The following is a 13,547-nucleotide window of genomic DNA, read 5'->3' on the forward strand; positions in this document are numbered from 1 at the left end:
GAACCCGGGGCAGGATTGACGGATGAACGGAGTCACAATCGGGCAGGCGGCGGCATTCGTCGGCATCACGGTGAAGACGGTGCGGCACTACCACAAGCTCGGCCTGGCCGAGGAGCCGGAACGCGACAGCTCCGGATACCGACGGTACGGATCGGCCGACCTGTTGCGGCTGGTGCAGATCCGGACGCTGGCCGCCGCCGGGGTGCCGCTGGCCGAGACCGCGCCCCTGCTCGACGCCGACGCCGCGCTGTTCACCACCGCGATCGCCGACGTCGAACGTCAACTCACCGAACGCATTGAGGAGTTGACCGCTCGGCGCGACATGCTGCACCGGCTCGCCGACGGCGACCGGGCACTACTGCCCGACCGCGCCGTGGCACTGCTGGAGCGGATGGCCGGACTCGGCTTCACCCCGGACGAGGCGGCGGCCACCCGGGAGGGCTGGGTGCTGGCCAGAGCCCTGGTCCCGGAAGGCTTCGAGGACTACCTCACCGATGTCGAACACGCTCTGCTGGACGAGCGGTTCGTCGCCTTGCTCAGGCGCGGAGCCGAAGCCGCGGCCTGGGATCCGGACGACCCGCGCATCGCCGAACTCGCGACCGCCGCGGCCGACCACTTCCTCGCCAACCCCGCCCAGCTGAAGATCGTGACCGGCCTCCAGGCCCGCACCGATGCCGCGACCCGGTACCAACTGATCGCCCACCACGGAGAAGAACAGGGATCGGCCGGGGCCCGCCTGGTCGCACTGGTCGAAACCAAGCTCCGCTCCGCCGACATCCGCATCCCCAGGCCGAACTCCCCCTGACCGAGACGGGACCGATCACGCGACAAAGCCGCCCCGGCCTACGGGACCGGGGCGGCTCGCTCGTTCGCCGGTGGCGCAGGTGTCGATGGCTCAGGCGCCGTACTCGTAGCCGATCGTGACCCGGGTCGGGACGACCCAGAGGCCGAACTCGATCACGCCCTCATCGTCCGACCAGCGATGCACCCCACCCAGGACCGGGGACCCCACGCGAAGACCCAGGGCCGATGCCTCTCGGGCATCGCACTCCCGGGCGTGCATGTCGTCCCGGGCGTGCGTGATCGTCCGGCCGGACGCGTCGAGCACTTTCGCAGTGAGACCCGCGTTCTTGCCGGGCGCCGTCGAGAGCAGATCCGGCACCAGCGCGGCGAAGTGCGCCGGGTACCAGACGACCGCCAGCATGGTCCGGCTCCTGCCCCGGCCCGCGATGTACTCGCGGCGGACGAGCTGATCGCCGGGATCGAGGTTGAAGATGTCCTGCACGTACAACGGGGGCACCACCAGCTCGGCGGCGGTGACCCGGCTGGTTTCGCCCTCCATCAGACTGGACTTGAACCGCTGGACGGTGGTCAGCCGGTCCCGCCCCGTCGCGGTGGACGTCACCTCGTCCGCGACGAACGTGCCCCGCGGGCTCGTCCTGATGAGCCCTTCCACCAACAGCTGGTTCAAGGCCCTGCTGACGGTCGCCGCTGCGACGTTCCACCGCTGGCACATCTCCCTGTTGGTCGGGAGCTTCTCGCCTGGAACGAGTTCGCCGGTGAGTATCGCCTGCCGGTAGTGATCGGCGATCGCGGTGAACGTCTTGGGGCCGGCCATGCGCTACTCCTCGGTCGAGGTGATAGTCACTCAGGAAAACGCTAGTGCACCGATGTTGAAGCCGACAGCACTTCTCCTCGCTCTACCTTCTGACCCAGGACACAGGTTGAGTGCTCCAGGGAGTTCGCAGTGGCGGTTCACAAGAGGTGAAGTTCAGCGCACCGGGTCGGGCTGCGGCTCGGGGGACGGTGTGCCCGCCCAGCGGTGCAGGGCGGCTTCGAGGCCGGCAGCGTCAGCGGTGTCGCAGGCCCAGGCGACCACTCCGTCCGGGCGGACGAGGACGCCGGTCGGTGTCGCGTGGCCGTCGGTCACGCTGGTCACCCGCCCGGTCCAGCCCGTGGCGAGGCGGGTGAACGCGCCGTCCGCCGTGCGGTCGAGCAGCAGGAATCCGCCGCCGTGGCCGTGGTCGACCAGCCGGGAGCCGTCCCCCAGCCACAGGTCGGGGGCGTACCGGCCGACCAGCGGGTGGTCGCCGGGCAGGTCGATGCGTTGCGTCACCCCGGAGATCTTCTTGACCGCGTAGGTCGCGCCCGCCCCGGTGCCCAGCAGGTCGGCGACGACCTCCCGGAGCGCGGCCGACTTGGCGTCCCCGCGCAGCACCCCGATCTGGGCCCTCGTCCAGTCCAGTACCCAGGCGCCGAGGGGGCGGCGCTCGGCGTCGTAGGTGTCGAGCAGCCCTTCGGGCGCCCACCCGGCGACCACGGCGCCGAGCTTCCAGCCGAGGTTCATCGCGTCGCCGACCCCGAGGTTGAGCCCCTGGCCGCCGAACGGCGAGTGCACGTGCGCGGCGTCGCCGGCCAGCAGCACCCGCCCCGAGCGGTAGGACGCGGCCTGGCGGGCGTTGTCGCTCCAGCGGGTCGCGGGAGCGCGCAGCGCGGTGAGCGTGACGTCGGTGCCCGAGACCCGGCGCAGGCTGCCCTGCACCTCTTCGAGGGTGACCGGCGCGGAGCGGTCGACGGGGCCGCCGCCGAACTCCACGGTGACCACCCGCCCGGGCTGCGGCCCGCAGCGGTAGGCGCCCTTGGACGACCACACCCACCCGTCCGCGAGCACCGTGGGGTCGGCGATGTCGACGACCGCCAGGTGTCCGGTGAGTTCGGGGTCGGTGCCGGGGAAGCCGATGCCCGCGAGGCGGCGCACGGTGCTGCGCCCGCCGTCGCAGCCGACCAGCCATCCGGTGCGCACCGGGCCGGCGGTGGTGGTGACGATCACGCCGTCGCCGGTGTCTTCGAGCGCGGTGACCTCCACCCCGCGACGCACCGCCACGCCCAGGCGCGCGAGCCGGCCGGCCAGCAGCGCCTCCAGCTCGCGCTGCGGCACCATCCGCGCTCCGTCGACGGCGGTGTGCGCGGCGAGGTCGGCGTCGGACCAGTCCACGAGGTCGGCGTCGAGGACCATCCCGGCGAAGTGCCCGGTGAAGCGGGGTGCGCGCGCCGGCCGGTCGCCGCCGGCCGGCTGGTCGACCGCGCGGGCGAACGCCCCGACCCGTTCGAGCTGCTCCCGCTGCACCTGTTCGGCGGCCGGCAACAGGCCTCGGCGGTCGAGGGCCTCGGCCGTCGGGACGTTGATCGCCCCCGCCTTCATCGACCGGTCCGGCTCGGCGAGTCGTTCGAGCACCTGCACCGTCACCCCGGAGAGCGCCAGCTCGGCGGCGAGCACGAGGCCCACCGGCCCGGCACCGACGACGGTCACGTCCACGTCCGGGTGCACGTCCGGGCTCACGGCCTGGTTCGAATCCCGGTTCACATTCCTAGTCACGAACAGTGTTCTATAAACGAACGGCGTTCGTGTCAAGCTATGATGGTCCGGTGAACCCGAGAGAGCGACGCGCGGCACGCCACCAGCCGCCGAACCCCGACGCCGGAACCGACCCCAGGCCCCGGCGCCGCAAGGCCCCCATCACCGTGGACCAGGTCGTCGACACCGCGCTGGACGTCATCGCCGCCGAGGGCTACGAGGCACTGACCATGCGCCGCCTCGCCGGCGCCCTCGACACCGGGCCCGCCTCGCTCTACGCCCACGTCGTCAACAAGGCCGACCTCGACGAGCTGCTCATCGGCCGGCTGTGCGCCGCGCTCGTCCTGCCCGAGCCCGACCCCGCGGCCTGGCGGGACCAGATCCGCGGCGTCTGCACCCAGATCCGTGACCAGTACCTGGACTACCCCGGGATCTCCCGCGCCGCGCTCGCCATGGCCCCCACCGACCTCGAAACCATGCGCGTCAGCGAAGGGATGCTGGCGATCCTGCTCGCCGGCGGCGTCGCGCCGCAGGCCGCCGCCTGGGCCGTCGACGCGCTCCTGCTGTACGTGGCCGCCTACTGCCTCGAAACCTCGATCGTGCGCCAGCGCGCAGCACACGACGACGACGCGTGGGTCCTCGACCGCGGGGAACTGCTGCGCCGCCTCACCGCCCTGCCCGCCGCGTCCTTCCCCCACACCACCCGCCACGCCGCCGAAATCACCGCGGGCACGGGCCACGACCGCTTCGACTTCACCGTCTCCCTGATGATCGACGGCCTCGGCCGCCACTAGGCCCTTTCCGGCGGATCACATGACGGCCTCGTTCTTGGATGATTATTGCTTGTGGGGCGGGGCGAACTGACAAGCGAGGAGTGGGCGATTGGGGCCGCAGCTGCCGAAGTCCGGTTGCCGCGGAGGGCGCTGGATCGATCACCGGAAGGCGATCAACGGGATCCTTTTCCGAATACGCACAGGCGTCCCGTGGCGGGACCTGCCCTCGCGGTTCGGGAACTGGAAAACCGTCTACGAGCGCCACCGCCGTTGGGGCCGTGGCGACGCGCTATGACAAGCGGGCCTACGTCTTCCACGGAACCGTCACCTTAGCGGCGATCAGGCTGTGGCTGCGCCCCTGACCGCGTCTCAGTGCGCGGGCTCGGCCAGGAGCAGCGCGTTGAGGGTGGCGTAGTCGAATCCGCCCTCCAGTGTGGTCGTCGTGCCATTCTCCAGCAGTTCGCGGGCAGCCCGGCGGACCAGCCCGTACGCCGCCTCTGCGATGGAGGATCCAGCACTGATGCGGGCGGCTCCCGCCTCGGCGAGCTCAGAGACCGGGAGTGCGCCGGGGCCGGCCAGGACGTTCACCGGCAGGGGTTGAGAGCCCACGAGTGCCCTGACCGTCTCGGCGTCCGGCGTGCCGAGGACGAAGATGCCGTCCGCGCCGGCTGCCGCGTAGGCGCGGGCGCGGGTGAGCGTCTCGTCCAGCCAGGCCGTGTGGTCACCCGGCGGCAGGCGGTGCGTGTCGATGCGGGCGTTGATGAACAGCGGGATGCCGGTCTCGTCCGCGGCCCTGCGGGCGGCTGCGATCCGCTCAGCCTGCTCGGCGACGGGGTGCAGGGTGTCCTCGAGGTTGATCCCCACGGCTCCGGCCGCGAGGACGCCTCGGACAGTCTCGGCCACGCCGTCAGGGCCGGTCGCATAGCCGCGTTCGATGTCGGCGGTGACCGGTACGTCAACAGCGGCCGTGATCCGGGCGATCGCGCCGAGCGCCTGGTCGCGGGTCATGTGATCGCCGTCGCCGCGGCCGAGTGACCAGGCGACCCCGGCACTGGTGGTCGCGATCGCAACAGCACCTGCGTCCGCCACCACACAAGCGGAAGCACCGTCCCACGCATTGGGCAGGACCAGCGGCGTGCCAGGTACATGCAGGGAACGGAACCTCTGCGCCACATCAAGAAGCGTTGCCATAAGCAACATTGCATCACGAGAGCCAGATGGACGATCACGGCCCGCACCCCGTCGACGCCATGATCCGCCGGACAGGGCCTAGAGCTCTCTGTCCGACTCCGTTCACACGGCTCCGCCCGCCGCCCCGGCCCGAGAACGAGGGCCGGAACGACGGGCGGAGCAACGCGCGGAACGACGCGCAGGTGCGGTCAGGCCTGGGCGTTGCCCGGCTGGCGGCCGGGGGCGTCGGCGGCGGCGCGCTTGAGGACGGCGGTGTTCGCGGTGACGGTACCCGGCTCGACCCCGGCGGCCTCGGTGACCTGGACGCTGCGCTCGCCCAGGAAGGCGTACGAGCTGCGGTCGAAGATGATCTCGTCGCGCGAGCCGGTGGCGGTGTTGGTCCGGGCGATCGCGATGCCGGTGCGCCCGGCGGCGTCGGTGGCGCTGTCGAGGAGGACGACACCGGGGATGCGGGCCGCCGCCTGGTAGAGCGCGGCGGCGAGCTCGCCGGGGACGGCCTGCTCGCGGATCAGGTCGGCGATGGTGACGAACGCCTGCTGGTCCGGCCCGTTGCCGCTCCCCTTGGTCTCGGTGTAGATCTTCTGCAGGAGTTCCTGCGGGTCGGTGGGCAGGGTGCGCAGGTAGTCGTAGGACGGCGCGTTCAGGTGGTTGCCGCTGTCCGCCGAGAGTGCCGCGCCGCCTTCCGGGGACTTGCCCTCCTCGGTGAGCCAGCCGGTACGGCCGTCGGCCGAGCGCCAGATCTGCCGCTGGTGGGGCTTCTCGACCCACACCTTCGACGTGCCGCTGCTGAGGTCGACGGAGCCCGCGAGGTGGGAGACGGTGCTCTCGATGTAGACGTACTGCCCCGGACGCAGGACGACGTCCGGCGCGGCCTTGGCGGCCAGCGAGATCCGCTCCACCGCGCCGGCCAGGCCCGCGGTGTCGCCCGCCGAGACCTGGATGACGGGCGCGGCGACGCGCTCACTGCGCGCGGGGGTCGTTCCCGCGCTGCCGAACGTGGTGGCCGCCACGGTGGCGGCGAGGGCGAGGGCCGCCACCGTGGTGGGAACGGCGATCAGCAGCCGCCGGCGCTTCCTGACCTCGGGGCGGACCGGCACTGCGGCTTCGGTGGTACGGGTGATCTCACTCATCAGGAACTCCTCGATCTGGCGCTGCCGGCCGAGCGGGACGGCAGGTGCTCCGGCCGCCGGCAGCAGGTGCCTCAGCTCCGTGTCGTCGAGCGGCTGCCGCCGCTGCGGGATGCTGGTCATCTGCTTCACTCCTTGTTCGACCGGGCCGGAACCATCCGGCCACCCTGTACTTGTCCGGCTGCCCGCAGGGGTTCCCGGCGAGTTTTCTCGGCCTGCCGCAGTTCCTTGTCGGCCAGGGCGCGCAGCCGGGTCCGGGCCCTGGAGAGCCTGGAGCGCACGGTGCCGACCGCGATGCCGAGGGCCTCGGCGGCCTCGGGGTAGCTGAGGCCCGCCCACACGCACAGCGAGAACACCTCGCGCTCCCCGCGGCGCAGTTTCTCCAGCGCCGCCTTGGCAGCCAGCAGTTGATCGCGGTCGGCGAGGCGGCCGACCAACTCGTCGGCGAAGTCCGGGGCGGGATCGGGGAGCGGCATGCGGGCGAGGGCGGCCGCATGGCGGCGGGCGGCCCTGGCCCGGTTGCGCAGGACGTTGACGGTGATGCCCATCAACCACGGGCGGGGAGTGGTGCCCTCGTCGCGGAGCTTGTCCCGCAGACGCCAGGCCTCCAGGAAGACCACCGCCATGACGTCCTCGGCACCGGCGCGGTCCCCGCTCACCCGGACCGCGTGCGCCAGAACCGCGCGCGAGTGCTCCTGGAACAACTGCCGGAAGGCGCCCGGGTCCCCGGCTCTGATCCGTTCGTGCAGCGAATAGTCCACACCTCTGGTTGTCCGGCCACCACGAAGCAGTTCCAGTGAGCTGCGTCACAGGTGTGCCGGCAATCGGCGGATGCCTTTCGCACTGACAGCAGGTCCTCCGCGCAGGTGCCGACTTGAGCGGCGGCACCTGCGCGGCGGCACCTGAGGCGCTCGGCCCGGTAGCGAGCGGCTGCCTACCGGGCCGTCCCCCGAACGCCACGAGGTGTTCCGGCGAACCCCCCGATGCCGAGAACTCTGCAGCGGCGGCGCATTGTCCGAAAGAGCCCTCTGGGCAGGACATTCAAGTCGGACAACTATGTGAGGGGGCGGGAGAGGCCTGCCAAGGGTGGTGAACGTGGACACGCGGCCGAACGGGACACGGCGCAAGGCCCGACTGGGCAGACCGGAGGGGTTCGTCGATCCGCAGGCCGGCCCGGTGGAACGGCTCGCCTGGGAGCTGCGCCAGTTGCGGGACCGGTCGGGCGCACCGAGCTACCGCGCACTGGCGAAGGAGTCGCACTACTCCGCCAGCACGCTGGCGGAGGCGGCGAAGGGCGAGCGCCTGCCGTCGCTGGCCGTGGTGCTCGCCTACGCGCGGGTGTGCGGCGGGGAGAAGGCGGAGTGGGAGGCCCGCTGGCTGGCGGCTTCCCGCGCCGTCCAGGGGCCGTCCGCCACCGCGCAGGACGACGACGAGGACCGCGCGGACGGGGGCGACCCCGCTCACTGCCCGTACCTGGGACTGGCCGCGTTCGGCACGGGGGACGCCGACATCTTCTTCGGCCGCTCGGAACTGGTGAGCCACCTGGTCCGGCACGTGGGTGACCACCGGCTGACGGCAGTCGTCGGCGCCTCCGGCAGCGGCAAGTCCTCGCTGCTGCGGGCCGGGCTGCTCCCCCGGCTCGACGAGTCCTGGCACACCGCGCCGCTGGTCCCCGGCGACCACCCACTACGGGCGCTGGCCCTGGCGGTCTGCGCCGTGACGGGCGGTGACGCGGAGGCGCTGTCCCGCGCGCTGGCCGACGAGCCCGCGGCCCTGGGCATCGCGCTGGACACCTGGCTGGTCACGCAGCCCGCCGACCGGCGCGTCGTCCTCGTCGTCGACCAGTTCGAGGAGCTCTTCACCACCTGCGCGGACGCCGGGGAGCGGGAAGCGGCCCTGGCCTGCCTGGCCTGGACGGCCGGCGTGCGGACGACCGGCGACGGGGCCGCCGGCGCGGCCGAGGCCCGAATACGGGTCGTCATCAGCGTGCGCGCCGATTTCTACGACCGCTGCCTCGCCCACCCCGCCCTGGCCGCCGCCCTCCGCTCCGGCGCCCAACTACCGATCGGCGCACCCACCCGGGCCGAGCTGCGGGACATCGTCGTCGAGCCCGCGGCCCGAGCAGGCGTCGTGGTGGACCCCGATCTGCTGGAGGCCGTCCTCGCGGAGGCCACCGGCCAGCCCGGCGCTCTGCCGCTGGTGGCCCACGCGATGCGCGAGACCTGGACCAGGCACCGCGGGACCGTCCTGCGGCTGGCCGACTACCGGGCCATCGGCGGCATGCGGGGAGCCATCACCCAGACCGCCGAGGCCATGTACGCCGCTCTCCCGCCGGGCCACCAGGAGGCCATGCGGCTGCTGTTCCTCCGGCTCACCGCCCCGGGCGAGGGCACCGAGGACACCCGCCGCCGCCTGGCCCGGAAGGAACTCGACGGCCTCGCCGACGCCGCGACCGTCGACGACCTCCTGCACCGGCTCGCCGCCGCCCGCCTGATCGTCCTGGCCGACGGCACCGTCGACGTCGCCCACGAAGCGGTCATCCGCGCCTGGCCGCGGCTGCGCCACTGGATCGACGTCGACCGCGAGGCCCTGCGGACGCACCGCCGGCTCACCCAGGCCGCCCTGACCTGGCACGAACTCCAGCGCGACCCGGGCGCGTTGTACCGGGGGGCGCAGCTCGCCACCGCCTGGGGCTGGTCCCGTACCCGGGGCGCGGCGCTCAACCGGTTGGAGTCCGCCTTCCTGGACGCCAGCATCGCGGCGGACGACCAGCGCGGCCGTCGCCGACGCCGGACGGTCGTGGCGCTGGCCGTCCTGACCGTGCTCTCCCTGGTGCTGGCGGTGACCGCGTTCGTCCAGGGGGAGCGGTCCGACGCGCAGCGCCGGGTCGCGGTCTCCCGCGAACGGGCCGCCCAGTCCAGGCAACTCCTCGAAACGCAGCCCGAGGCCGCGGCGCTGGTCGCACTGGAGGGCTACCGGACGGCCCGCACCACCGAGGCCCGGGGCAGCCTGCTGAGCGCCTACGCCGCCTACTCCTCCAACCAGTTCACCGGTCACACCGGCGCCGTGACGGCGGTGGCGTACGCGCCCGACGGCCGCACCCTGGCCACCGGCAGCGCCGACCACACCGTGAAACTGTGGGACACCACCACCCACCGCATGCTCGCCACCCTGACCGGCCACACCGGCATCGTCAACGCGGTCGCCTTCAGCCCCGACGGCCGCACCCTGGCCAGCGCCGGCGCCGACCACACCGTCCGGCTGTGGGACGTCGCCTCCGGCCGCACGACGGGCCTCCTCACCGGCCACACCGGCGCCGTCTCCTCGGCGGCGTTCTCGCCCGACGGCCGCACCCTGGCCACCGCCGGCGCCGACCAGACCACCCGGCTGTGGGACGTGGCGTCCCAGCTCACCGTCGCCACGCTCACCGGTCACGCCGGTTCCGTACGAGCAGTGGCGTACGCGCCCGACGGCCGCACCCTGGCCACCGCCGGCGCCGACCACGCCGTGAAGCTGTGGGACAGCACCACCCACCGCGTGCTCGCCACCCTCAGCGGCCACACCGGCTCCGTCGGCACCGTCGCCTTCAGCCCCGACGGCCGCACCCTGGCCAGCGCCGGCACCGATCACACCGTCCGGCTGTGGGACCTGGCGTCTCACGACACCACGGCCGTCCTCAACGGGCACACCCAGGAGGTGAGCCAGGCCGCGTTCACCGCCGACGGCCGCACCCTGACCACGGTCGGCCAGGACAACACGGTCGCCCTGTGGGACGTGGCCGGGCAGCGGCTGACCGCCACCCTCCACGAGACCAACACGTCCGCCCCCGCGCTGGCGCTCTCCCCCGACGGCAACGAGCTGGCGACCACCGCCACGGATCACATCGTCCACACGTGGGACCTCAGGACCCGCCAGATCGCCGCCACCTTCAGCGCGACCAACGGCCTGGAGGCCGTCGCGACCGTCGCCACCTACGCCCCCGACGGCCGCACCCTCGCCATCGGCCACACCGACGGCTCCGTCACCTCGTGGACCACCAACCCGCCCCGCCCGCTCGTGACCTTCGCGGCGCACAGCCAGGACATCATGCACCTGGCGTACTCCCCGGACGGCCTCCTGCTGGCCACCGCGAGCTCCGACCGCACGGCGCGCCTGTGGGACGCCGCGTCAGGCCGCCCGGTGGCCACCCTCGAAGGCCACACCGACCAGGTGTCGAGCGTCGCCTTCTCCCCCGACGGCCGCACCCTGGCCACCAGCAGCCTCGACACGACCGTACGCCTGTGGGACGTGGCGACCCACCAGACGACAGCGGTCCTCCAGGGGCACACCAGCCTGGTCTCCAAGGCCGCCTTCTCCCCCGACGGCCACACCCTGGCCACCGCCGGGTACGACGGGACGGTGCGCCTGTGGGACCTGGCCACGCGCCGCACCGTCGCCGTCCTGTCCGAGAACGCCAACGCCATCTCTTCCCTGGCCTTCTCCCCCGACGGCCGCACCCTGGCCACCGGCAGCTCCGACGCCACCGTGCGCCTGTGGGACGTGGCGCAGCGCCGGACGGTCGCCACCCTCACCGGCCACATCAACACCGTCTTCTCCGTCACCTTCAGCGCCGACGGCCGCACGCTGGCCAGCACGGACGCCAGCGGCACGGTGTGCCTGTGGGACGTGGCATCACATCAGGTCACGGCACTGCTCGTCGGTCACACCAGAGCCGTGCACACGGCGGCCTTCAGCCCCGACCAGAGCACGCTCCTCACCGCCGCCGGCGACGGCGCACGGCTGTGGCCCACGGACGCGGACCGGACCGCCGACCGCATCTGCGACCTGAGCCGGACCAACCACTGGCCCGGCTCCCCCTCCGGCCCCACCCCGGGCGGCTCCTGCCGGTGAGCGGTATCGCGCCGGAACCGCCCGGGGCGCCGATCCCGGCCGGTCCGGCCCCGCCGGTCAGGCGGTGGCGGGTTCCGCCGACCTGACCGCCCGGGTGGCCGGCGACACGGTGAGGCGGACCACGCTTCCGGGTGCGAGCGCGGGTGCCCCGGCGGGCAGGGCCCAGGCGACGGTGCGGTCCGCGTCGCCCGTGTCCACGGCCAGGAACCGCGGTGCCTTGTCGCGCTTGCGCGGCTCCATGCGCAGCACCTCGCCGGTGACGGTGTGCGGAGCGCGCCGTTCCAGCACGGCGAGGGCGAGGTAGTAGGCGGTGAGCGCGCCGAAGCAGGCGATCGCGACCGTCTCGCCCGGCAGGGGCCCTGAGCGCTCCATGGCGTGGCCGAGCCAGCCGTGGCCGCTGGCGTAGTTGCCGGGCATCGTCGCGAGGAACGCCGCGAACAGCGTCCAGCGGCCGAAGCGGCCGGCCGCCGCGACGGCGAGCATCCCGATGCCGACCCAGCCGAAGGTCAGCAGCAGCCCCGGGCGGCGGAGCGAGTGGCTCGCGTCGGGGCCGGAGGTGACGGCCCAGTCGGGCTGGCGCAGTGCGGCGAACAGGGCCAGGCCCACGACCACCACGGCGGCGGCGCCCGCCAGTTGCAGCAGTTGTGCGGTGCCGGCTCCGAAGCCGAGGCGCAGGCGGGGGTAGCGGATCCGGACCGGGCGCCAGGCACCGCCGTAGGAGGACCAGACCCGGCGCTTGTCGCCCGCGTCGAAGCCGAGGAGTCGTGTGGTGTGGGTGGTGACGGCGAGCGCGGCGCCGTACGCGAGGTAGCGGTCCCACACGGTGACGGCCGCGGGCGGCAGCTGGGCGAAGTCCTCGTGCGCCCGCAGCCACGTCTGGACTCCGGCCCAGTGCCCTGCGCGTTCGAGTCCGAACCGGGTGGCCCGTTCGCCGAGCGCCCTGGTCAGCAGGTACATCAGCGGGACCGACGGAAGGACGCCGACCACGACCGCGGCGCGGACGTTGTGCCCGCCCGTGAGGACGCCCAGTCCGAGGAGCACCCCGGGCCCGAAGGCGGCGACGGACAGCGCGCCGGCCAGCAGGGGGGCGAACCGGGCCCGGGAGAGCCCGCGCAGCCGGGCCTCGGCGATGATCTCCCGGCGCAGCGCGCTGTTCCACGCCTTCGCGCGTTCCTCCGCGCGGAAGGCGATCGCGCCGATCGGGGCACCGGACCCGCCGGCCTGCTCGGTGATCCGGGCGAGGACCCGCTGTTCGTACGGGGTCAGGTCGGTGGCGTCCCTGCCGGTGACGTGCACCGTGCTGTGTCCCGGATCGGCGGCGGGCTGTCGCACCTCGACCAGGCCGCGCGCCGCGAGGTCCAGCAGGGTCGCGGCGGCGGCGTGGTCCACGGAGCGCCACCGGTTGGCCAGCAGGGCCACGACGGCCGGTGCCTCCGGCTCGGAGCCGAATTCCTGCGTGGCGGGGCCGGTGTGCACGGTGCCGTTCCGGGTGGCCATGAGGGAGAGCCAGAAGGCGGCGAACCAGAGCACGATCAGCCCGGCGCCGGCCCAGTAGAACTGGTCTTCGAGGCTCATGCGAAGCTCACCCGGGTCGCCTCCTGAACGGCGGCCTCGGCCTCGAAGTACTCCCGCTGGCCGTGCGTGCCACCGAGCTGGGAGACGAGGTTCCCCGGGAAGCTCTCCAGAGCGGTGTGGTAGCTCTGGACGGCGCTGTTGTAGAACTGCCGCGCGTAGGCGATCTTGTCTTCGGCCGTGGTCAACTCCGCCTGGAGGGTGGCGAAATGCCGGTCGGCCTTCAGCTGCGGGTAACTCTCGCCCAGGGCGAGGAGCCTGCCGAGGGACGCGGTCAGCACGTCCTCCGCGGCGGCCTTGTCCGCGACCCCGAGGCCTGCGCCCGTGGCCGCCCCGCGGGCGGTGACGACGGCCTCGAACGTCGCCTGCTCGTGCACGGCGTACCCGCGCGCGCCCTCGACCAGGTTCGGTATCAGGTCATGTCTGCGCTTCAGCTGAACGTCGATCTGCGCCCACGACGCCTGGGTCTGGTTGCGCAGCCGCACCAGCCGGTTGTACGTCGCGACGACCCACCACGCCAGCACCGCCACCAGTACGACGACGACGGCTCCGGCTATGACGACACCCATGATGCCCTCCCGAGGAATGACCCGGTGTTCCGGGCATTCCGGCAGGTCGTGGCGATCTTAGGGGTATTCG

General features: G+C 73.0%; 10 protein-coding genes and 1 pseudogene. 4 read left to right on the forward strand and 7 right to left on the reverse strand.

What is annotated here, in order from left to right; genetic code table 11:
• Positions 1-22 precede the first annotated feature (22 nt).
• Positions 23-805 carry a MerR family transcriptional regulator gene (locus tag OG556_RS36935; protein ID WP_331744291.1) on the forward strand — a complete coding sequence of 261 codons (783 nt, stop codon included), beginning with the start codon at positions 23-25 and terminating at the stop codon, positions 803-805.
• A gap of 90 nt (positions 806-895) precedes the next feature.
• On the opposite strand, the gene OG556_RS36940 is transcribed toward OG556_RS36935, so the two are convergent.
• Positions 896-1,618, reverse strand: a complete 723-nt coding sequence (locus OG556_RS36940; protein ID WP_331744293.1) for a GntR family transcriptional regulator — start codon at positions 1,616-1,618, stop codon at positions 896-898.
• 153 nt (positions 1,619-1,771) lie between these two features.
• The gene (locus tag OG556_RS36945) at positions 1,772-3,316 is read right to left on the reverse strand and encodes an FAD-dependent monooxygenase (protein WP_331745425.1); all 1,545 of its coding nucleotides are present in this window, start codon (positions 3,314-3,316) and stop codon (positions 1,772-1,774) included.
• Between the two features lie 110 nt (positions 3,317-3,426).
• Between OG556_RS36945 and OG556_RS36950 the strand changes: the two genes are divergently transcribed.
• Together OG556_RS36950 and OG556_RS36955 are read left to right on the forward strand one after the other, a co-directional pair.
• Complete coding sequence (locus OG556_RS36950; RefSeq protein WP_331745427.1) at positions 3,427-4,149, forward strand: TetR/AcrR family transcriptional regulator; 723 nt, start codon at positions 3,427-3,429, stop codon at positions 4,147-4,149.
• Between the two features lie 51 nt (positions 4,150-4,200).
• Positions 4,201-4,402, forward strand: a pseudogene (locus OG556_RS36955) (transposase); the annotation flags it as partial.
• 95 nt (positions 4,403-4,497) lie between these two features.
• Here OG556_RS36955 and OG556_RS36960 read toward each other — a convergent pair.
• The 3 genes from OG556_RS36960 to OG556_RS36970 form a co-directional block, all read right to left on the reverse strand.
• Entirely contained in the window at positions 4,498-5,319 is an 822-nt protein-coding gene (locus OG556_RS36960) for an isocitrate lyase/phosphoenolpyruvate mutase family protein (protein WP_371523108.1), read from the reverse strand.
• A 188-nt stretch (positions 5,320-5,507) separates the two neighbouring features.
• A complete protein-coding gene (locus OG556_RS36965; protein WP_331744297.1) occupies positions 5,508-6,569 on the reverse strand; it encodes a CU044_5270 family protein in 1,062 nt (353 codons plus the stop codon).
• Between the two features lie 5 nt (positions 6,570-6,574).
• Complete coding sequence (locus OG556_RS36970) at positions 6,575-7,207, reverse strand: RNA polymerase sigma factor (RefSeq protein ID WP_331744299.1); 633 nt, start codon at positions 7,205-7,207, stop codon at positions 6,575-6,577.
• Positions 7,208-7,541: 334 nt separating this feature from the next.
• Between OG556_RS36970 and OG556_RS36975 the strand changes: the two genes are divergently transcribed.
• Entirely contained in the window at positions 7,542-11,336 is a 3,795-nt protein-coding gene (locus OG556_RS36975; protein ID WP_331744302.1) for a hypothetical protein, read from the forward strand.
• Between the two features lie 57 nt (positions 11,337-11,393).
• Here OG556_RS36975 and OG556_RS36980 read toward each other — a convergent pair whose 3' ends face one another.
• Both OG556_RS36980 and OG556_RS36985 read right to left on the reverse strand, forming a co-directional pair.
• Complete coding sequence (locus OG556_RS36980; protein ID WP_331744304.1) at positions 11,394-12,911, reverse strand: hypothetical protein; 1,518 nt, start codon at positions 12,909-12,911, stop codon at positions 11,394-11,396.
• On the reverse strand, positions 12,908-13,477 hold the full coding sequence (locus OG556_RS36985) for a LemA family protein (RefSeq protein WP_331744307.1): 570 nt from the start codon (positions 13,475-13,477) through the stop codon (positions 12,908-12,910). Before OG556_RS36985 ends, OG556_RS36980 begins: the two co-directional genes overlap by 4 nt.
• Positions 13,478-13,547 lie beyond the last annotated feature (70 nt).

This window comes from Kitasatospora sp. NBC_01300 (genome assembly GCF_041435235.1).
Classification (GTDB): domain Bacteria; phylum Actinomycetota; class Actinomycetes; order Streptomycetales; family Streptomycetaceae; genus Kitasatospora.